The following is a 21,588-nucleotide window of genomic DNA, read 5'->3' on the forward strand; positions in this document are numbered from 1 at the left end:
ACGGTGTATTAATAAGATCTTTTACAATAAATTCTAGGCTGTGTTGCTTTCCGTCCGTGTCATTCCGTGTATTCCGTGGCGAAAAAAGATCTATGATTAGTACCGCTATAACAAAAACACCGGATCTAGGATCCGGTGTTTATCTTACCACTTCAAGCTAAAAGCTGGCTGTTAGGTCTTATCTCATACCCTGCTCGCCTCGCTCTTCAGTTGCTTGTTAGCGACAGCTTGAGTTTGCGGCAGCGTCGCGGACTAACTCAATACGCTTGTTGGTCGCGGGGTGGCTAGAAAACAGCCCGCCGCCATTACCTGATTTTTGCATCAATATTTGTTGCGCGCGCATGGCGGCATAAGGATCCATGCCTTGCTGGCATAGTACTTCTACGCCATAAACATCCGCTTGCAGCTCATCTTTTTGTGAGAACTGTGCGCCCAAAAATTGGCTACCCAGCTCCGCATAGTCAGAGCTCGCCAAGGCACCAATAGTGCCACCAGCAGCAGATGCCGCCTGACGGGCGGCCGCAGTGAGATACGCGTTTTTAAACTGGCCTAGGGTATGCTCATATTTGATATGCGCCACTTCATGACCGATCACCGACATCAGCTCGTCGTCTTTCATTACATCCATCAAACCGGAGTAAACACGCACCGTGCCATCAGGCATAGCAAAAGCGTTAATTTCCTTGTCTAAATAGACTTTAAAATTCAGCGGCGTACCGTCAATTTGTGTTAGGCCTTGGGTCACCTTGGCTAAGCGTTGGCTGTAAGCATTGTTCGCGGGCGCGACTTTATTATCGGCATCCATTTTTTGGGCGGCGAGGCTAGCCTGAGCTTGCAGCTCAGCTTTGCTAATGGTCATGCCTTGAAACGCGGTTAAGCCGGCACCCAACAACTGGCCGCCATCGTCGGCTACGCAACCACTTAAACTTAAAGTGAGAATACTGGCAGCTATCAGTGTTTTTTTCATGTCTCTTAAACCTCTTGCGTATCACGGAAACTGTATAACAGAGCAAAATATCCGGCGAGTCAATCAATCATTGTCTAAGAGTACCTTGGCTCTGATGGCTTATCTGCATCAGACGGCGCATATGAACAACCTAATGATACAAATCATTGCACTACAGCAGCAACGGTAACAAAGGAAGTAGAGCTAGCGACAGCAACACGAAAGGCGGCTTGGTTAGTTATTAGGGTAATAATCCGATATTGCAGTGGCCCCAATAAAACTTCAACCACGGCCAATTTTTGCCAATAATACCAATCAGGCAAACTAACTGATCAAAACCTTTTCGCAACGGAACCCACGGAAGAACACGGAAAAATAGTGCTCAAATCTGACAAAGCCAAAACTAAAATAAAAGGCTTTAATAGGTAAGAGCTAACCCGCCTCCTTACAATAAGCGGGTTATTACAATAAATAAGCTCTTGCTCCCTGTCACTTGTCGATCTTATCCCATCTTAATTGTTCCGTGGGTTCTGCGTTCTTCCGTTGCAAGATTGGTTCTGGATCTAGAACTAAAAGTGATCATTATTTTACTTAGAATGGTATAAAAAAGCCGTCATCAGGACGGCTTTTGGCGTTAACATTTCAGCTGAGTGCTTATTATGAACGGCAGCTCGCATTACCCGCAGCCGTGCGAGCTTGGTCAATGCGCTCGTTGCTGGAAGGGTGGGTGGCAAACAAACCACCTTCACTGGCTGCATGCTTGAGCAAGACTTGCTGCGCACGAAGAGCTGCATAAGGGTCCATATTTAATTGACACAACACTTCAATGCCATACAAGTCTGATTCCAACTCATCTTTTTGGGAGAATTGCGCAGACATAAACTCAACGCCCATGTCGGCATATTCAGAAGACGCGAGCTTAGCGGCTTTCTCACCAAATGCGCTTGCAGCTTGGCGGGCGGCGGCGGCCATATAAGTCGCTTTAAACTGACTTAATGAGTGCTCATGCTTGATGTGACCCATTTCATGTCCAATAACGGCCACCAGTTCATCATCATGCATCGCATCCATTAAACCTGAATAAACGCGAATCGTGCCATCAGGCATAGCGAAAGCGTTAATTTCATCGTCCAAATAAACTTGAAAATTTAGTGGCGTGCCATCTACTTGCAATAAATTCGCAGTCAACTTATCTAAACGCTTGCTATATTTGCTGTCCTTTGGTGCTAGTTCGTTTTCTCTGTCCATTTGTTTAGCAGATAAACTGGCTTGCGCCTGCAATTCGCTTTTAGATAAGGTGAAGCCTTGCCATGCCTTTACACCGGCACCCAGTAATTGACTATGCTCGTCAGATACACAGCCGCTTAGGCCTAACGTAAGTAGGCTGGCAGCCAGTAGTGTTCTTTTCATTGCTCTCAATCCTTGTGCGTAACTGTAAAATTAAATTTTTTATTTAGTTTTATTATTATTTAAGCGCCGCCACCATATATTACTTATTTATATCCGTAAAGGTCATCACCCGATTGCGCCCTTGGCGTTTAGCCTGATACAGCGCCAAATCCGCATTAGCGAGTAAATTATGTTCCTCCATATTAAGACTGCTTTGCGCTACACCTAAGCTAATAGTGAGCTTAAAGTTGGCGTCAATATCGCTATAGTCATAATTCATTACCGCCAAGCGTAGTCGCTCACAAATGGGCACCGCCTCATTTATTTTCGTATTTTCCAGCAATAAGGTGAACTCTTCGCCTCCCCAGCGCGCGGGCATATCTACCTCTCTAATTTCTTGACGAATAATATCCGCTACTATCTTAATAACCTGATCACCAACGCCATGAGACCAAGTGTCATTCACCAATTTAAAATGGTCGATATCAATCACCACTAAGGTTATGGGCAAAGCTGAGCGTCGAGCGCGCGCAAATGCGGCAGCTAAGCCTTCATCAAACCCACGTCTATTAGGTAAGCCGGTTAACACATCTACTCGCGCTTGGCGTTCAAATGCTTGAGCTTGCAATTGTAACTCTTGGGTTTTGTCACTCACTTGACGTGTTAACTCTTGGGCATGAAAGGTCAGCAATTGCAGACGCAAGCGCATCAATAACCACAGTGACATAATCACCAAGATGGCAATGATTACCCAGAAAAAAGACAGTTGCCAAATAAAGGGTAATATTGTGAACGCAATCCTAGCTTCTTGTTCATCCCAATCTTGATAAGAGTATGCGGCTGCCACGCGAAATACATAATCACCAGGCGCTAGATTAGTATACTCGGCACTGTGTTGGGTGCCGCGCAACACCCAGTCTTCGTCAAAGCCTTCCAGCAAAGTACGATATTGAATACGCTCTGCCATCACAAAACCTAAGCCGGCATAATTAAACTGCACTCGATTACTGCCTGCCGGTAACACCAGATCTGACTGTAAGGCCTGAGTCACGCCCGAGACTTTAAGCTCTTCAAGGATGACGGGGAAATTAGCATGAGTAAATTTAGCCAAACGTGCTGGATCCATGCTCGTCAGGCCGCGCGCCGTGGCCACCCAAACTTGACCATCAGCCCCTAACATGGCGCCTGGGTTAGAGCTGCCGTGGGTTTGGCTGCTTGCCATACCATCTCTTTCATTAAACTGCTCAAACTCCAGGCGCTCTTGCAAACCATCCGCCACTTTATGGGCCGCCGCTAGGCTAATGCGTGTCATGCCCAAGTTACTGCTCAGCCATAAGTTGCCGTTATTATCATTAATGACTTCAAATATTTTATCTATCGGTAAGCCTTGTTCTTTACCCATTAGGCTTAAACTTTGATCCCCATAGCGGTAGCGTACTAAGCCCACATCTGTGGCCAACCATACATAATCACCATTGGGCTCTGAGTAAAAACCAAACACATATGCCGCCCCATCATGACGACTAATATCAATCGGTATAACTTGGCCCTCACGAATAATGGCCGCGCCATGGCGCAAGCCCACCCAAATATCGCCGTTAACTGCTCTATGTAGGCTCAAAATAAAATTACTGAGTAGGGGATCAATGTCTGCATAGCTTGCAAGCAGATCATTACTGAGTCGTAGTAGGCCCGCAGCAGTACCAACCCAGAGGCTACCATCGGGCTCCGCCACTATGGCACGCACCTCATTCTCAACACCGCCCTCGGAAGTAGTATAACTACGTGTCACTTGGCCCTGCTCTACGCGCAGTAAGCCATGGCTAAAGGTACCCACCCATAGCTCTTTGTTTACACCTTCAGCCAAGCTAACAATAGAGGGCGGCAAACCATCGGGCATGGTCAGCGCCAGCGGGTTAAATTGTTCATCATTACGCTGACTAAGGCCGCCACTACTACCTACCCATAGCGAGCCATCACTGTGGGCCAACACAGTGCGTACATAATTACTCGCTAAGCCATCTTGCTCGCTAAAACTGACAAAGGGCACATTACGCAGCCGCATTAATCCCGCATGAGTACCAATCCAAATACTGCGCTCGCTATCTTGAAATAAAGAAATCACGCGTTGTTCCTGTAGCCCGTCTGCTGCCGTTAATTGCTCAATGCCCAACTCACTCACCCGCAATAGCCCATGCTCTCGAGTGCCCAGCCAAAGATTAGCTTGGTCATCTTCTAATAAACTAATAATGGCATTATTAGTCAGTTCTGGATAAATTTGGCTCACTGCTGTTTGCTCGGCTTGGTATAAGCCGCTAGCGGTGCCAATCAACAGCTGTTCTTGCTGATTCAGTAATAAGGCTGACACCTGCATACCGCTTAACTCAGGGACGAGCTGCACCTTATTGTCACTGATCCATACTAATCCCAGTGAGGTGCCTGCCCATATACGCCCCGCTGCATCTTGCGCTAATTGATAGACATCATTACTGGGTAACCCTGAGGCAATATCAAAATGCGCAATGGTCTGCTCACCTTGGCGCACATAAATACCCTCGCCTTCGGTAGCTAACCACAGTAAACCTGCATTATCGACCACGACATCATTAATCATGGCGCTGGCATTAGCTTGAGGTGTCCATTGGTTATCTGAGTAATGGCTAATATCGCCTTTCACCCCCGTCGCCCATAAACCTGCGCCATCGATTGTTAAGCTGCGCACCGCCGCATCAGCCAATCCTGTTTCTTCGCCACGGGAAAATACTCGAAATTGATCACCATTATATCGGGCCACGCCTTCCCAAGTAGCAAACCATAAGTAACCTTCTGCGGTTTGGTTAATGGCATGGATAGTGTTATTAGGTAAACCATCCAAGGTAGTCCAGTAGTTTTGCTGATAATGAGATAATGGAATGGTCTGCGCTTGCAGTAAGCATGAAGTAAAACAGAGGCCAAGTAATAACATCAAGCTGCGCTTATTGGCATAATGCAACAGATTAAATAATGTACTCATCTGTAAGTGGTGACCCATGAGTTAGTAACTGGCCATGTAAGGCAATTGATACTGATAAGTTCAATCCTGAAATAGTAGAAAAACATAGTAAATAGCAGGCTGAATTTTTAAGTGAACGTAACGTAAGCGCAACCATGCTATCTATTTTTAAGTTATAAACAAGTTTTTAGTAACATGAACACCAAACCAACGCTATTTTAATGAGGGGGATTGATTATTTGCATTACATTAATCGAATCAATCGTTACATGCCATTAACGATAAAGCTAAAATCCGTACAATAATTGAGCAAAGCAAGCTAACTCTATACCCATTAATATAAAATGATGTGAAAAAATCTAATACTAATCCAAGTAAAAAAGTGGTCTGTTTAAACGGAAAACTAGAGAAGCCCCCTGCGAGTTACAAAGATAGACACTGTACTTGTAGTCCCACGCTTTAGCTGTGGATCTTTGTAGCTTCGCGCTTTAGCTGCGAATTCTGCGAAGCAGAAGAATTAGAACTAGAATCATTCCCGCTGAGACGGGAGTGCCAGCTAAAGCGGCACACTACAAAAGACTGTGCTGATTGCCGGTTGGGCTTAGGTGTTAGATCCCCCATTCCCTAAGACCCATTAATACCAAACACACTAAATAATCGCTCTATTTAAGATCGACATAAAAGTCCCATTGCATAGCTAACTAAAGCAGGCTTTTTATTGGTAAGTTCTTACACAATAAATGCTCTTAGCTGTTGATATTTTGCTCTTCGTCCGTGCCTTTCCGTATATTCCGTGGCAAATATGGTTTTAGAACTTAGGGTTTTAGGGCCAAGAGCGAGATATCCTACATACATAAAGGCATAAAAAAAGCACCGAGCTTATGGGCTCAGTGCTCTATAACTTCTAGTTTCTAGCTTATAAGGTTGAGTGTTTTACACTTCACCCTTTACGCCTCACTCCTCACGGGAGCGAAGCGATTAGCAATAACCGAAGCCCATCAGGCGCTGGTAGCGTTGTTCTAACAGCGCGCTTTGGTCCAGCTTATCCAAGTCAGCCAAATCGATCAGCAAACGTGCCTTTAATGATTTAGCGGCTAATAACGGATTGCCGTGGGCGCCACCAATGGGCTCGTCCACTATGCTATCGATTAATTTCAGCTCATGAATTCGCTTAGCGGTAATGCCCATGGCTTCGGCGGCGAGTGAGGCTTTATCGGCGCTCTTCCACAAAATAGACGCACAACCTTCAGGAGAGATAACTGAGTAGGTTGAATATTGCATCATGTTCACCCGGTCACCCACACCAATGGCCAAAGCACCACCTGAACCACCTTCACCTATCACGGTACAGATAATCGGCACTTTTAAGCCCGACATCACCTTGAGGTTACGCGCAATCGCTTCGCTCTGACCGCGCTCTTCAGCGCCCACCCCTGGGTATGCACCAGGAGTGTCGATAAAGGTCAGGATTGGCATGTTAAAGCGCTCGGCCATTTCCATCAGACGTAAGGCTTTACGGTAACCTTCTGGGCGCGGCATACCGAAGTTACGACGGATCTTTTCTTTAGTTTCACGGCCTTTTTGCTGACCAATCACCATCACCGGACGACCATCGATGCGCGCAATGCCGCCCACCATGGCTTTATCGTCGGCGTAAGCGCGGTCGCCGGCCAGTTCGTCAAACTCATCAAAAATGTGTTCGATGTAATCCAGCGTATGAGGACGAGCAGGATGACGCGCTAATTGCGAGATCTGCCATGAGCCTAAGTTACTGAACACTTTTTTGGTCAGTTCTTCACGCTTAACTTCTAAACGGCTGACTTCTTCGTCGAGATCCACCGCATCGCCTTCATTTACGTGACGCAGCTCTTCGATCTGAGCTTGCAGCTCAGCAATCGGTTGTTCAAAATCCAGAAAATGCTGGTTCATAGGACCCCTCTATTCAAAAAGTAGTTCGACTTTATCCGGACCCAGCAGTTGTTTTAATGATGCTAACATCTCGTCGGTGGGCGTAACCCGCCACTCGGTGCCAAGCATTAACTGCGCCCGCGCTCCTGGTCGATAATAAGTAACTCGCACCGGACACACGCCCGCCCGTACGGGGCTGAGTATGTCCAACAATTGGCTAAAAAAATGTTGATCTATTTGGCTGTGATTAATATTTAACGCAAGCCCGCGAGCAAATCGCTCGCGCGCATCACTCATCTCTAGCACTTCCCGTGCCGACATCTTAAGGCCGCCATTAAAGTCATCAAAGCTGACTTGGCCACTGATAACGAGGATTTTATCCTTTTCTAGCAAAGACTCATAGCGTTCCAGCGCATCGGAGAACAGCGTTACGTCCAATCGACCGGATTTATCGTCGATGGTTAAGATGCCCATGCGGTTGCCGCGCTTGGTGGTCATCACCCGCGCGGCAATCACCAAGCCCGCAGCCGTAGTGGTCTTATCACGGCTGGTGGCTTGTAAATCACACAGGCGCCCGCTGGTGTATTGACGTAATTCTTTGGCGTACTGATTAATCGGGTGGCCGGTTAAATATAAGCCCAGCGTATCGCGCTCGCCATCAAGCCACACATTATCAGGCCAATGTGGCACATCGACAAAGGCATGCTCAGTGTGCTCTTCTTCTATCAGTACGCCAAACATATCGCTTTGGCCGAGCGCTTCTGCTCGCGCGTGTTGCTCAGCGGCCTTCATGGCTTCGGGTAGCGTGGCCATCAGTGAGGCACGATGCGGCCCTAAGCGGTCCATGGCGCCGGCGAGCACCAGCTTTTCCATCACCCGCTTGTTTAATTTTTTTAAGTCGACGCGATTACAAAAATCGAATAAATCTCTAAATGGTCCGTCAACGCGTGCCGCTAAAATCGACTCTATCGGCCCCTCGCCCACGCCTTTGATGGCACCTATGCCATAGACGATGGCGCCTTGTTCGTTCACCGTAAAGCGATACAGGCCGGAGTTTACATCCGGTGGCAGCAAGGTTAAGCCCATGCGCTGACATTCGTCGACTTGGGTCACCACCTTGTCGGTGTTATCCATGTCGGCGGTCATCACCGCCGCCATAAACTCCGCCGGATAATGGGTTTTCAGCCACAGGGTTTGATAAGAAACTAACGCGTAAGCTGCAGAGTGAGATTTGTTAAAACCATAGCCGGCAAATTTTTCCACCAAGTCGAAGATTTTCATCGCCAACTCGCCGTCTATGCCATTCGCCACGGCTCCCGCTTCAAAGCCCTCGCGCTGCTTGGCCATTTCTTCGGGCTTTTTCTTACCCATGGCACGACGTAATAAGTCAGCGCCACCCAACGAATAGCCCGCCAGCACCTGGGCGATTTGCATCACCTGCTCTTGATAGAGAATGATGCCATAGGTAGGTTCGAGCGTGGTTTTCAGGGACTCGTGCTGCCAGGTTTCATCCGGATAAGACACCGCCTCACGGCCGTGCTTACGGTCGATAAAGTTATCTACCATGCCAGACTGCAGCGGCCCCGGTCGAAACAGTGCTACCAGCGCTATCATGTCTTCGAAACAGTCTGGCTGCAGGCGCTTAACCAAGTCTTTCATGCCGCGAGATTCAAGCTGGAATACCGCCGTGGTCTCGTAGCGTTTTAAGAGTTTAAAACACGCCGGGTCATCCATGGGGATGGCGGCGATATCGATTATGGGCAACCCCTGCGCTTCGAGCTTGGGGTTAATCATCGCCAGTGCCCAGTCGATGATAGTGAGCGTGCGCAGGCCCAAGAAGTCGAACTTCACTAAGCCCGCTTCTTCCACATCATCTTTATCGAACTGGGTAACCGGGTTTTGGCCGTGCTCATCACAGTACAAGGGCGCAAAATCGGTGATGCGGGTCGGTGCAATGACCACGCCACCCGCGTGCTTACCGGCGTTACGTATGGTGCCTTCAAGCTGGCGCGCCATATCAATCAAGGCTTTAACTTCTTCGTCTTGATCGTAAATTTCCGGTAATTTAGGCTCCATCTCGAAGGCTTTGGTCAGCGTCATGCCCGGATCCATGGGGATCAGCTTAGAGATGCGTTCTACAAAACCATAAGGGTGGCCCAGCACGCGGCCTACGTCGCGAATTACCGCTTTGGCGGCCATGGTACCGAAGGTAATGATCTGACTCACCGCATCGCGGCCGTATAACTCGGCCACGTGATCGATCACTTCATCGCGGCGGTCCATGCAAAAGTCGATATCGAAGTCGGGCATAGATACCCGCTCAGGATTCAAGAAGCGCTCAAACAGCAAGTCGAATTCCAGCGGATCCAAGTCGGTGATCTTTAATGCATAGGCCACCAAAGAGCCGGCGCCCGAACCTCGCCCAGGGCCCACGGGAATGCCGTTATCTTTTGACCACTGGATAAATTCCATCACGATCAAGAAATAACCGGGGAAGCCCATTTGGTTGATGACGTCGAGCTCGATTTTTAAGCGCTCGTCGTATTCCACGCGCTTTTCGGCGCGTACTTTTTCATCGGGAAATAAGAAATTGAGTCGGTCTTCTAAGCCATCTGCGGAGCATTTAACCAAGAAGTCTTCGATACTCATGTCGCCGGTGGGAAAGTCCGGCAAGAAGTATTCGCCCAAGCGCACGGTAACGTTACAACGCTTGGCAATCTCGACGCTGTTTTCCAGCGCCTCGGGAATATCCGAGAATAACTCCGCCATTTCGGCGGCGCTTTTTAGATACTGCTCTGGGCTGTAGCGTCGTGGGCGGCGCTTATCATCCAGCGTAAAGCCGTCGTGAATGGCCACCCGAATTTCATGGGCGTCAAAATCGCTTTTATCAAGAAATACCACTTCATTGGTGGCGACCACTGGGATCTGTTCCCGCTCGGCCAAGGCCACCGCCATATGCAGGTAAGTTTCTTCGTCGGTGCGCTCGGTGCGCTGTAATTCCAGATAAAAACGATCGGAAAAATGGGTTTGATAAAACCCTAAACATTCATTGACCAGCTCCTCATTACCTTTCAATAAGCTGGTACCCACATCTCCTTCTCGCCCGCCGGAGAGCACAATTACGCCTTCGTTAAATTCCGCCAACCAGGTTTTATCTACTAAGGGTCTGTGCTGTACGTGGCCACGCTCAAAGGCGGCAGAAATAATGCGGGTAATGTTTTGGTAACCGGCGTTGTTCATGGCCAGCAAGGTGAGGCGAAATAATTGCTCGCCCAGCTCCTCACTTTGCACCCAGATATCGGTGCCAATAATGGGCTTTAAACCTTTGCGATGGCTGTCGCCGTAAAAGCGCACTAAGCCGCACATGTTCATTTGGTCAGTGAGCGCGAGTGCGGGATAGCCTAACTCTTTGGCACGAAGGTTTATGGGCGCGATTTTGGCCACGCCATCCACCATAGAAAAGTCAGAATGTACGCGCAGGTGTATAAAGGGCGTACTCATGAGCGCAGCACTCCGCCGTTGAGGGCTAACTGAGTCGCCACCGGCTTAAAGCTACGTCTGTATTCGGCCAGCACCCCGTGCTCGGCCAGTGCAGCAAAATGCGCCTTGGTCGGGTAGCCCTTATGCTGAGCAAAACCGTATTCCGGATAGCGGGCGTCCAGCGCTATCATCTCTTGGTCGCGGGCCACTTTGGCTAAAATGGAGGCGGCACTGATTTCTGCTACGCGGCTGTCGCCCTTCACTACTGCTTCGCTCGGCATAGGCAATACGGGGCAGCGATTACCATCAATAAACACAAACCCCGGCTGTACGCTAAGGGCGGCGACCGCTCGGCTCATGGCTAACATGGTGGCTTGTAAGATATTGAGCTCGTCAATCTCACTCGGCGAACAACGGCCAATAGCCCAAGCGAGCGCGTGCTCACGGATCAAAGGCGCTAACAATTGGCGTTTCTTATCACTGAGCACTTTGGAGTCATTAAGACCGGGGATAGGACACGCAGGATCGAGAATAACGGCGGCGGTGACCACGTCACCCACCAGTGGGCCACGGCCCACTTCATCGACGCCGGCCACCAGTACACCTTGGGGATAGACTATCTCTAACATTATTTTCCAGTCGAGGCTTGATTAACGAGCCTTTTATTTGCAAGTTCTAGCACCGCCAGTGCGGCTTGCTCATCGGCATTACAACGGATCAGCTGATGCAGCTCACTAAATTTCGCCACTAATGCCTGATTGTCTTGATCTAACAACTGGCTCACTTCGCGCACTAAGTTATCAACCGTGCAATCCGCTTGAATCAGCTCGGGCACCAGCATGCTGCCCGCTAATAAATTGGGCAAAGAGGCATAGGCGGTATGCACAAACTTATTGGCCAGCCAATAGCTAAACGGCTTAAATTTATAGCCCACTACCATGGGCTTTTTCGCCAACATGGCTTCCAGCGTGGCCGTGCCAGAGGCCAGCAAGATAATGTCTGCCGCAGTCATCACATCGCGGCCTTGGCCTTCGATTAAAATAATATCCAGCTCAGGTGCTATCTGCTCTTTAATGGCCAAGAACTCGGCGCGGCGCTTAGCGCTCACCAGCGGCACTACAAATTCTAGATTGGGATAGCGGATTTTGAGTTGCTTACAGGCCTCTAAATAAACGGGGCTCAGTAAATTCACTTCCGCAAAGCGGCTGCCCGGCAGCAACGCCAGATAACGGCCGTCGGCTTTTAGGCCTAAGCGTTCCCGCGCACCTTGAGTGTCCGGCAGCAAGGGCATTTGATCCGCCAAGGTATGGCCGATAAAGCGACAAGGGGCATCGAAGCGATCGTAGAAGGCTTTTTCAAAGGGCAAAAAGGCCAGCACCATGTCGGTGGCGCGCTTAATTTTATGAATGCGGTTTTGCCGCCATGCCCACACGGACGGGCTCACATAGTGCAAGGTGGCAATGCCGCTCTCGCGCAATTTAAGCTCCACACCGATATTAAAATCTGGCGCATCTATACCCACAAATACATCTGGTGGATTGGCCATAAAATGGCTCAAGATCTGTTTACGGATGGTTAAAATGCGCGGCAAACGACCCAGCACTTCCACCAAGCCCATTACCGCAAGCTCTTCCATTTCAAACAGCGCAGTACAGCCCTCAGCCACCATTTGTGGCCCTGCAATGCCCTCAAAAATGGCGTCGGGGTGGCGTGCACGCAGCTCACGAATAAGCCCGGCACCCAAAGTGTCACCGGATACTTCACCGGCCACTATACCAATGCGTAGCGGTCTATGATTAAGCGCATTAGGCACGAATAATACCGCGCTCATTTTGCTGTAAAAACTCAATCATGGGGCCCACTTCAGGCTGCAGCGCACTCAACTCTTCCAGCTCAGGGATCACTTCCGCCACGGTTTTACCGCTGCGGAAAATAATCTTATAGGCTTTCTTGATAGCTGAAATCGCCTCAGGCGAAAAGCCCCGACGGCGCAAGCCTTCGGAGTTCACACCAAATGGCTTGGCATACAAACCAGCGGCCATGACATAAGGCGGCACGTCTTTATTCAGCGCGGCACAGCCGGCAATAAAGGCATGGCTGCCCACCCGACCAAACTGATGAATGGCGGCGTGGCCACCAAAGATCACATAGGATCCAATATGTACATGGCCGGCCAGCGTAGCGTTATTCGCGAAGATACATTCGTCACCAATGCGGCAATCGTGAGCCACGTGTACGTTGACCATAAACAGGTTACGGCTGCCCACGCGCGTTAAGCTTTCATCTTGGCTGGTGCCACGGTGAAAAGTGCAGGACTCACGAATAACGTTATCATCGCCAATTTCTAGTCGTGTTAGCTCACCGACGTATTTTTTGTCTTGGCAGTCTTCGCCAATCGAGCAAAACTGAAAAATACGATTACGCTGGCCGATACGGGTGGGGCCCTTGATAACAACATGGGGACCAATCCAGCAATCGTCGCCAATTTCAACATCGGCGCCAATCAAGGTCCAAGGGCCAATTTCTACGCCTTTGCCAATTTTGGCACTGGGGTGAACAATCGCCGTAGGGTGAATAACCGCTGTTTCATGAATTTCTGCACTTGCTTTAGTCACACTTAACCCCCGCGTTTGGCACACATTAATTCTGCCGTACAGACGATTTCGCCGTCTACGGTGGCAACGCCGGTAAATTTGGCGATACCGCGACGCTCTTTCAAAAAGACCACGTCCAATACCAATTGATCCCCTGGCACCACTGGGCGCTTAAAGCGTGCATTATCGATAGAAGCAAAATAATACAGCTCGCCAGGTTTTGGCTTACCGACCATTTTAAAGGCCAAAATGCCGGTGGCTTGGGCCATGGCTTCTAAGATCAATACGCCAGGAAACACCGGTTTGCCCGGAAAGTGTCCGGTAAACATAGGCTCGTTGAAAGACACATTCTTAATGCCTCTCAGGGTTTTGCGCTCAGGGCTAATTTCGTAATGGTCCACTTTATCGACCATCAAAAATGGGTAGCGATGTGGCAACAGTTCCAGAATTTCCTGGATATCCAACTGATTTTTTTCTGTGTTCAGTTCGTTAGTCAAAATGTAACCCTACCAATTTATGCTTAATTATTATTGTTCGATTATTTTTCAAGCTGCTTGACGCGCTTGTGCAAATCGTCGATGCGCATTACCCGAGCCGCAGTTTTACGCCACTCTTTATTAGGTTGCAACGGAATACCGGAGGAGTAAATGCCGGGTTCAGTAATGGATCGCATCACCATGCCCATGCCGGTAACGGTGACGCCATCACACAATTCGATATGCCCATTGATCACGGTACCGCCACCAATAATACAGTATTTACCGACTGTGAGACTACCGGCCATTATGGTACCACCCGCCACCGCACTTCCGTAGCCAATCTTAACGTTGTGCGCTACCTGACACTGGTTATCAATAATGACATTATCGGCAATTATGGTATCGCCCAGTGCGCCTCGGTCTATGGTAGTGCAGGCACCAATCTCAACGCGGTTACCAATGATAACGGTACCCAGCTGCGGGATTTTTACCCACTCGCCCTTATCGTTGGCATAACCAAAACCATCGGCGCCAATCACGGTGTTGGCTTGCACCAAACAATCTTCACCCAGCTCCACTCTGTGATACAGAGTAACGTTGGCCCACAGTCGCGTGCGCGCGCCAAGCTTTACGCCTTTGCCGATGAAACAGCCAGCACCCACCACCACGCCATCGCCCAGCACTACACCCGACTCAATCACCGCATTGGCCCCTATGGCCACGCCTTCGCCTAACGTGACATCGTCGGCCACCACGGCTTTAGCATGAATATCTAGGGCAGGTTGCGGTGTGGTATCCAATTTTTGTGCTGCCAGCGCAAAACCTAAATAAGGATTGCTCATCACTAACGTCGGCACTGGGCACAAATCTTGGTCGGCGGCCTGCACAATCACAGCGCCCGCCTTGGTGGTAGCCAATAGGTGGCGATAATGCTTATCGGATAAAAACGCCACTTCATCGGGGCCAGCTTTATCGAGGGTATTCACCCGAGCAATCACCACTTTAGGGTCGCCCTTAAATTCAGCATCTAGGTGCTGTGCCAATTCTTGTAGTGTGATAGTCATAACTCTACTCTTACTTGCTCACGCGGCTGATCACTTGGTCGGTAATATCTAAGCTAGGTGCCACATGAATAACGGCGCCACGCTCAATCACCAGATCTATGCCTTGGGCACGAGTGATCTCTTCGATGGCACCTTGAATACGCTTGAGCATGGCTTGACGCTCTTCGTGCTCGCGGCGCGCTTGATCTTCTTCTAACTTGCTGCGCTTTTGTACATAGGCGCCTTGCATGTCATTGAGTTTTTTCTGCGCAGTGGCTTTTTGCTGATCGTTCATAAACGCCATGTCTTTCTGCTGCTTTTCGATAAAGCTGCGACCATCGGCTTCCATTTTTTGTACTTCTTTAACGCGACTGCCAAATTCGCTCTTCAGCTTGTTGGCCACCGCATCGCGCTGGGGCATCTTCTGAAATACTTTCGCCGTGTCTACCACGGCAAGCTTAGTCGCTTGCGCCTGAGCAGCACTCGCAGTGAACAACAATGCCACCACACCCAATACTTTCATCATCTGTTTCAAAGCAATCTCCTAGTGAAAACAAGCTAGAAGCTGGAAGCAATAAGCTTGAAGCTCCAACTAAAAAACAATCCAAAACCAATATCTGCCACGGAATACACGGAACCCACGGAAAAATAGAGATCAAATCTGAAAAACACATTCATGGGGTTAAGACCTTACAATAAAATATGTTTAGTCACTTTTCGCCCTTATCCCAACTTAATTTTTCCGTGTTCTTCCGTGTATTCCGTGGCAAAAAATCTTACGCTCTTAGTTCTAAAATCAAGCCCAGATCCTGACGTTCGTCAGGATGACGGCATACATACAAAACAAACCGCACTTTGCCGCCTTACCGGGTTCGCCCCGGTATCTCGCTCTTGCTCTAGAACCTAAAACGAGATCCTGATGTTCATCAGGATGACAGCTTAAATTGCGAGATCCTGACGTCCGTCAGGATGACGGCATACATACAAAACAAACCGCTCTTTGCCGTCTTACCGGGCTCGCCCCGGTATCTAGCACTTGCTCTAGAACCTAAACCGAGATCCTGATGGTCATCAGGATGACAGCTTAAATTGCGAGATCCTGACGTTCGTCAGGATGACGGCATACATACAAAGCAAACCGCACTTTGCTGTCTTACCGGGTTCGCCCCGGTATCTCGCTTTTATTTCTAAACACTAAACCGAGATCCTGATGGTCATCAGGATGACAGCTTAAATTGCGAGATCCTGACGTGCGTCAGGATGACGGCTGTTTTAACACCAATAAGATCCCTTTTCGCTCTTATCTCATCTTAACTTTTCCGTGTTCTTCCGTGTATTCCGTGGCAAAAAATATTTAAACTCTTGAGTTACGTGTGGCACTCAACATTAAACACTTACAACTTAACACTGCCTTTAGAACGTTCTACCAATGTTGAAGTTAAACACTTCGGTGCGGTCGCCTTCTACGTCTTTCAGCGGTGCAGCCAGTGAGAACACCAGCGGGCCTAGTGGCGATAACCACTGCATGCTGATACCTGCAGAGGCGCGGAAGTTCGACGGATCACCAAAATCATAAATTAAGTTACAGCTATTGCCTGGATCACAGTTGCCAGCGTAATTCGCCGAATAGTTGGTATCCCAAACCGTACCTACGTCCACAAAGACACTGGTACGCAAGGAGCGCTGCAAGTCTTCACTGGCAAACGGCGTGGGCACTATCATCTCAACAGATGCGGCCACCAAGGCGTTACCGCCGATAGTACTGTCGTCACCACGATAAGTTCCATCGGCATTTTTATAAACTGCACGCGGTCCTACCGAGTTGCTCTTAAAGCCGCGCAAGGTGCTAAAGCCACCGCCGTAATAGTTTTCAAAAAACGGTAAACTCTGATCACCGCTACCCGCCTCACCATAACCATCACCGTAAGAAGCTCGGAATTTACCCGCTAGCACCCAGTTATGATTGCGATCGATAGGGAAATAGTGCGCATCATCGAAGCTGGTCTTGTAGTACTGCAAGTCGGAACCGGGTACCGTCACTTTCAATGATAAGTTCTGGCGATTACCGGACGTGGGGAAATAACCTTTGTTCAAGGTATTACGCGTCCAGCCAGCTGTCATATCGAAAGTATCGAAACTAATTTCGTTACTACCCGAGACTTTATCGTTATGCAGCTTCCAAAAGTCATTCAGTTGAACGTAACTGTCGCTGGGTTTACCGAGCGTATTGTGTTCATAGCCGGCGCTGAAGTTTAAGCTGTTATCTTCATTAATCGGAAAACCACTTAAGGCACGCACGCCGTACAAGGTGCTGTCGTAATCCGCGAGGTTAGCATCACGCGCATCAAACTGACGATAATACACCCGCCCGCCTAAGCTCACGCCATCCACGGTAAAGTAAGGGTCGGTAAAGTCTAATGACACATCTTTGGAGTAGTCATTCATTTGCGAGTTAATGCCAACCCGGTTACCAGTACCAAGGAAGTTTTCTTGTTGTAAACCCGCTTGAATACTAAAGCCCGAGTCAGTACCAAAGCCGATACCAAAGTTAATAGAGCCGGCGGGTTGTTCTTTCACGCTAACGTCTAAATCAACCAGATCAGCTTCACCTTCTACCCGACGGGTGTCCACCTCTACGTTTTCAAAATAACCTAAACGATTTAAGCGGGTGCGCGACTGTTCAATGTCTTCACTGGACAGACTCGCGCCTTCCATTTGGCGCATCTCACGGCGCAGCACTTCGTCTTTGGTAATAATGTTGCCGCTAAAGTTAATACGGCGCACATAGACACGGCTGCCTGGATCGACGTTCACCACTAGCTCAACTTTTTTGCTGGTTTCATCAATTTGCGGAAAGGTAGAAATTTTCGGGTAAGCATAGCCAAAACGGCCTAAAAACTTGGACAGCACTTCTTCCATGTGCGCAACATCAGCCGCCGAATATAAGTCACCTTTTTGCAACGGAACCAAGGCTTCTAGCTCAGATTGACGGTCCACCAAATTACCGCGCAGATTCACGCCAGACACCGTATAGCGCTCGCCTTCACTGACGTTAAGCGTGATGTAGACGCCTTCTTTATCAGGTGACATGGACACTTGAGTAGAGCTCACTTCGGCTTTTAAATAGCCGCGGTCGCGATAATAAGAACGCAAGGTTTCAATATCACCGGCCAGCTTTTGCTTTTGATAGCGCTGGTCGCCCATAATGTTCCACCAAGGCACACTGTCAGACAGCTCAAGCTGACCCAACAGTTGCTTCTCGCTAAAGGCTTTATTACCCACAATGTTGATTTGTTTAATTTCGGCGGCTGGGCCTTCCACAAATTCAAATTTGAGGTCAACGCGATTGCGCGGCAACGGCGTAAGTACGGCTTTTACCTTGGCCGAGTATTTACCCACACCGTAGTAAAAGTCCTCTAAGCCTTTTTCTAATGAGCTTAAGGTAGTGCGGTCCAGCGGCTCACCGATGCGCACCCCTGCCCCTTCTAAGCTTTTATTAAGCTGGTCTTCTTTGATTTCTTTATTGCCACTAAAAGTGATACCAGCAATGGTCGGTCGCTCGGTGACTTGTACTACCAGGGTGCCGTTATCACGCAACAAGCGTACGTCTTCAAAGTTGCCAGAGGCATACAGGCTCTTAATGGCTTCAGCAGTACGGGCCGCGTCCATTTCTTCGCCTACGCGTACTGGCAAGCTCAACAGCGTGGCACCCAACGTTACCCGCTGTAAGCCGTTTACTTGAATGTCTTGCACCACAAAAGGCGCACTTGGGCTCTGTGCTTGGGCGACGAGGCTGGCACTGAGCAAGCAAGTAGCGATAAGCGTCTGAGTCAAGGCTGGTCTCTTGCTTGTTGACCGAGGGTTAGTTGCCTGTAGTTTCACTGACATAGTCTGACTTAATCCTTGTGAATAATTTCGTACACTAAATTTGGTAAAGAGTGAAGCGTAAACCTAACACCTTACGTTTCACACCTCACCGCCATTCGTCATTAACCCTAAAACCTATATCTGCCACGGAATACACGGAACCACACGGACGAAGATCAAGACAACCTAAGATATTTTGTTGTAGACCTTACTAATAAAAGTCTTTTCTCTTAGTACTTTTCCGTGTTCTTCTGTGTATTCCGTGGCAAAAAAATCTTAGCCCTAACCCTCCTTGGCGCTGGGAGCTGGGCGCTATCTCTTGTTCTTTACAACCGCGCAAAATCGTTAAACAGCGCCAAGCCCATCAACATAAATAACAAGGCGGCGCCAATTTTAAAGCCGACTTCCTGCACTTTCTCTGGCACCGGTCGGCCGGTAACGGCTTCGATGATATAGAACAGTAAGTGGCCGCCGTCTAATACCGGCAGTGGCATCAGGTTAATAATGCCTAAATTCACACTGACCAAGGCCATAAAGCCTAAAAAATACACCAAGCCATAATCAGCCGTGGCACCGGCACCTTTAGCTATGGAAATTGGGCCGCTTAGGTTATCCACCGACACCACACCAGTCACCAACTTACCGAGCATTTGAAAGGTCAGCACGCTTAAATCCCAAGTGCGGCCAATACCTTCACCGATGGCGGCCAGCGGGCCGTAGCGCAGATCAAAGCGATATTCATCAGCGACCGGTAACACTGCCGGTGCCAAGCCAGCAAAGCCTATTACGCGGTCCGCGTGCTCTTGGCGCGCCGGCGTCAACATTAGCTTTTGGCTCTGACCGTTACGTTGCACCTCAAGTTCCATTTCAATCTCAGGCGAGGCCTGCACCGCTGTCACTAATTGGCGCCAATCGACCAGCTTTTCGCCATTAATAGCGACTAGCGTGTCGCCAAGCTGCACGCCGGCCGCCTCTGCAGGGCCATTTTCGACCACATTCGCTACATCCAAGGTCAGGCTAGGCCCTTCTGGCACTAAGCCCAACGCCGTAATTGGCGACTCCACTTCTGGATTAAACTGCCAATCCGCCAAGAGCAATTGCGCATCGCGCTGTTGGCCGGCAGTGTCGGTGACCGTGAAAACCGTCTTATCATCCCCTAGCCGCCCAAGCAGCGCAAAGTTAACTTCTTCCCAGGTGCGTACTTTTTTGCCATCAATGGCAATAATTTCCATGCCTGAGCTTAAGCCACCTTGGGCCGCCACAGAGGTTGGCGTCACCGAATTTAATACTGGCTTCACCGAAGGAATACCAATTAAAAACATCAGCCAACAAGCAAAAATGGCAAACACAAAGTTCGCCATAGGCCCAGCCACCACTATGGCCATGCGCGCCCATACCGATTTATGATTAAAAGCTTGGTCGTGCAGCTCGGCGGGCACGTCTTCGACGCGGCTATCGAGCATTTTAACGTAACCGCCGAGTGGGATCATGGCCACCACATACTCGGTGCCATCTTTACCCATACGGCGCCAAATGGCCTTACCAAAACCGATAGAAAAACGCTCTACTTTAACGCCATTACGTCTGGCTACCCAAAAGTGGCCAAATTCATGCACGGCAACCAATACACCCAAGGCGACAATAAAGGCACCCAAATTCCAGAAAAAGCTGCCCATTAGTGCTTCCTTATTTGTGCTGTAGCACAGAGTCGTGCCTGATTATCCAACGCAATAATTTCATCAATCGTGCTCACTGAACTCGCACCCAACGTTTGCACTACCGCCTCGTTCACCTCGGCGATAGCCATAAAATTCAATTCACCGGCCAAAAAGGCCGCCACTGCTATCTCGTTCGCCGCATTCAAAGCCGTGGTCGCCCCTTGGCCACTGGCGCAGGCATCAATGGCCAACTGCAAGCAAGGGTAACGCGCCATATCTGGCGCCATAAAGCTCAAGTCACCGAGCGTACAAAAGTCCAGGGGGGCCACGCCCGAGGCAATGCGCGCCGGATACGCCAAGGCATGAGCAATGGGCGTCATCATATCTGGCTGACCGAGCTGCGCCAATACAGAGCCGTCAGAATATTGCACCATAGAATGCACTACCGATTGCGGATGCACCAATACCTGCAACTGCGCAGCGTCGGCATTAAATAACCAACGCGCTTCTATATACTCCAGCCCTTTGTTCATCATGGTGGCCGAGTCTACCGAGATTTTTGGCCCCATGGTCCAATTAGGATGGGCAATGGCCTGTGCCGGCGTTACCGCACTTAGCTCATTAATAGGCGTATAACGAAACGGACCACCAGAGCCGGTCAGTAAGATTTTACTGACTCCTGCCTCAGACAAACTGCCGCGGCCAGGGTTTTGTTGTAGCGAGCTTGGCAAGCATTGAAAAATAGCGTTGTGTTCACTGTCGATGGGCAATAACTCGGCACCATATCGGTGTACCGCATCAATAAACAGCTCGCCGCTCATCACCAAGGCTTCTTTATTCGCCAGCAAGACTCGCTTGCCTGCTTTAACGGCAGCTAATGTAGAAAGCAAACCCGCCGCGCCCACAATCGCCGCCATCACAGTCGTGACCTCTGGCTCCCGGGCCACCTCGCACAGCGCCTCGCTGCCACTTAACACCTCGGTGGCACTGTTTAACTGCGCCAATTCATGGCGTAACTGCTTAGCGGCCAAGGCATCTACCATCACCGCATAACGCGGCGAAAACTCTAAACAATCAGTGACCATGCGCGTCACATTACTGTGCGCACTTAAGGCAAACAGCGAAAACCGCTCAGGATGTTGGCGCACTACAGCCAAGGTACTTTGCCCAATGGAGCCAGTGGCACCCAATATCGCCAGAGTTTCCATTAGCTCTCCCCTGTTAAGCGCGAG

General features: G+C 49.4%; 14 protein-coding genes. All 14 read right to left on the reverse strand.

Annotated features, from left to right (window positions below; all coding sequences use genetic code 11):
- Positions 1 to 217: 217 nt before the first annotated feature.
- Positions 218 to 967 (reverse strand): M48 family metalloprotease, encoded by a 750-nt coding sequence (locus tag CBP31_RS03155; RefSeq protein ID WP_227875117.1) that lies wholly within the window; start codon positions 965 to 967, stop codon positions 218 to 220.
- Positions 968 to 1,603: 636 nt separating this feature from the next.
- Entirely contained in the window at positions 1,604 to 2,356 is a 753-nt protein-coding gene (locus tag CBP31_RS03160) for a M48 family metalloprotease (RefSeq protein ID WP_087034833.1), read from the reverse strand.
- 79 nt (positions 2,357 to 2,435) lie between these two features.
- On the reverse strand, positions 2,436 to 5,348 hold the full coding sequence (locus CBP31_RS03165) for a ligand-binding sensor domain-containing diguanylate cyclase (RefSeq protein WP_161492500.1): 2,913 nt from the start codon (positions 5,346 to 5,348) through the stop codon (positions 2,436 to 2,438).
- A gap of 957 nt (positions 5,349 to 6,305) precedes the next feature.
- Positions 6,306 to 7,256, reverse strand: coding sequence for an acetyl-CoA carboxylase carboxyl transferase subunit alpha (gene accA, locus CBP31_RS03170; protein WP_087034835.1), 951 nt, complete (start codon positions 7,254 to 7,256; stop codon positions 6,306 to 6,308).
- A gap of 9 nt (positions 7,257 to 7,265) precedes the next feature.
- Entirely contained in the window at positions 7,266 to 10,736 is a 3,471-nt protein-coding gene (gene dnaE, locus CBP31_RS03175; RefSeq protein ID WP_087034836.1) for a DNA polymerase III subunit alpha, read from the reverse strand.
- Positions 10,733 to 11,344 (reverse strand): ribonuclease HII, encoded by a 612-nt coding sequence (gene rnhB, locus CBP31_RS03180; RefSeq protein ID WP_087034837.1) that lies wholly within the window; start codon positions 11,342 to 11,344, stop codon positions 10,733 to 10,735. The genes dnaE and rnhB overlap by 4 nt, the downstream gene beginning before the upstream one ends.
- Positions 11,344 to 12,546 carry a lipid-A-disaccharide synthase gene (lpxB, locus tag CBP31_RS03185; RefSeq protein WP_087034838.1) on the reverse strand — a complete coding sequence of 401 codons (1,203 nt, stop codon included), beginning with the start codon at positions 12,544 to 12,546 and terminating at the stop codon, positions 11,344 to 11,346. Before lpxB ends, rnhB begins: the two co-directional genes overlap by 1 nt.
- Positions 12,521 to 13,330: an acyl-ACP--UDP-N-acetylglucosamine O-acyltransferase gene (lpxA, locus tag CBP31_RS03190; protein ID WP_227875118.1), complete on the reverse strand. Its 810-nt coding sequence runs from the start codon at positions 13,328 to 13,330 to the stop codon at positions 12,521 to 12,523. Before lpxA ends, lpxB begins: the two co-directional genes overlap by 26 nt.
- A gap of 2 nt (positions 13,331 to 13,332) precedes the next feature.
- Positions 13,333 to 13,794 carry a 3-hydroxyacyl-ACP dehydratase FabZ gene (gene fabZ, locus CBP31_RS03195; RefSeq protein ID WP_087038590.1) on the reverse strand — a complete coding sequence of 154 codons (462 nt, stop codon included), beginning with the start codon at positions 13,792 to 13,794 and terminating at the stop codon, positions 13,333 to 13,335.
- A 53-nt stretch (positions 13,795 to 13,847) separates the two neighbouring features.
- A complete protein-coding gene (lpxD, locus tag CBP31_RS03200; protein ID WP_087034839.1) occupies positions 13,848 to 14,852 on the reverse strand; it encodes a UDP-3-O-(3-hydroxymyristoyl)glucosamine N-acyltransferase in 1,005 nt (334 codons plus the stop codon).
- 10 nt (positions 14,853 to 14,862) lie between these two features.
- A complete protein-coding gene (locus tag CBP31_RS03205; protein ID WP_227875190.1) occupies positions 14,863 to 15,357 on the reverse strand; it encodes an OmpH family outer membrane protein in 495 nt (164 codons plus the stop codon).
- Positions 15,358 to 16,244: 887 nt separating this feature from the next.
- Complete coding sequence (bamA, locus tag CBP31_RS03210) at positions 16,245 to 18,719, reverse strand: outer membrane protein assembly factor BamA (protein WP_087034841.1); 2,475 nt, start codon at positions 18,717 to 18,719, stop codon at positions 16,245 to 16,247.
- 305 nt (positions 18,720 to 19,024) lie between these two features.
- A complete protein-coding gene (gene rseP / locus CBP31_RS03215) occupies positions 19,025 to 20,374 on the reverse strand; it encodes a sigma E protease regulator RseP (protein WP_087034842.1) in 1,350 nt (449 codons plus the stop codon).
- Complete coding sequence (gene ispC / locus CBP31_RS03220; RefSeq protein ID WP_087034843.1) at positions 20,374 to 21,564, reverse strand: 1-deoxy-D-xylulose-5-phosphate reductoisomerase; 1,191 nt, start codon at positions 21,562 to 21,564, stop codon at positions 20,374 to 20,376. The genes rseP and ispC overlap by 1 nt, the downstream gene beginning before the upstream one ends.
- Positions 21,565 to 21,588 lie beyond the last annotated feature (24 nt).

It is taken from the genome of Oceanisphaera profunda (assembly GCF_002157895.1).
In the GTDB taxonomy this organism is placed as follows: domain Bacteria; phylum Pseudomonadota; class Gammaproteobacteria; order Enterobacterales; family Aeromonadaceae; genus Oceanimonas; species Oceanimonas profunda.

Excerpts from the sequence above, each read along its gene's own strand:
- CBP31_RS03155 (WP_227875117.1), bottom strand. The coding sequence starts at position 967 with ATGAAAAAAACACTGATAGCTGCCAGTATTCTCACTTTAAGTTTAAGT.
- CBP31_RS03160 (WP_087034833.1), bottom strand. The coding sequence starts at position 2,356 with ATGAAAAGAACACTACTGGCTGCCAGCCTACTTACGTTAGGCCTAAGC.
- CBP31_RS03165 (WP_161492500.1), bottom strand. The coding sequence starts at position 5,348 with ATGAGTACATTATTTAATCTGTTGCATTATGCCAATAAGCGCAGCTTG.
- accA (WP_087034835.1), bottom strand. The coding sequence starts at position 7,256 with ATGAACCAGCATTTTCTGGATTTTGAACAACCGATTGCTGAGCTGCAA.
- dnaE (WP_087034836.1), bottom strand. The coding sequence starts at position 10,736 with ATGAGTACGCCCTTTATACACCTGCGCGTACATTCTGACTTTTCTATG.
- rnhB (WP_087034837.1), bottom strand. The coding sequence starts at position 11,344 with ATGTTAGAGATAGTCTATCCCCAAGGTGTACTGGTGGCCGGCGTCGAT.
- lpxB (WP_087034838.1), bottom strand. The coding sequence starts at position 12,546 with ATGAGCGCGGTATTATTCGTGCCTAATGCGCTTAATCATAGACCGCTA.
- lpxD (WP_087034839.1), bottom strand. The coding sequence starts at position 14,852 with ATGACTATCACACTACAAGAATTGGCACAGCACCTAGATGCTGAATTT.
- CBP31_RS03205 (WP_227875190.1), bottom strand. The coding sequence starts at position 15,357 with ATGATGAAAGTATTGGGTGTGGTGGCATTGTTGTTCACTGCGAGTGCT.
- bamA (WP_087034841.1), bottom strand. The coding sequence starts at position 18,719 with ATGTCAGTGAAACTACAGGCAACTAACCCTCGGTCAACAAGCAAGAGA.
- rseP (WP_087034842.1), bottom strand. The coding sequence starts at position 20,374 with ATGGGCAGCTTTTTCTGGAATTTGGGTGCCTTTATTGTCGCCTTGGGT.
- ispC (WP_087034843.1), bottom strand. The coding sequence starts at position 21,564 with ATGGAAACTCTGGCGATATTGGGTGCCACTGGCTCCATTGGGCAAAGT.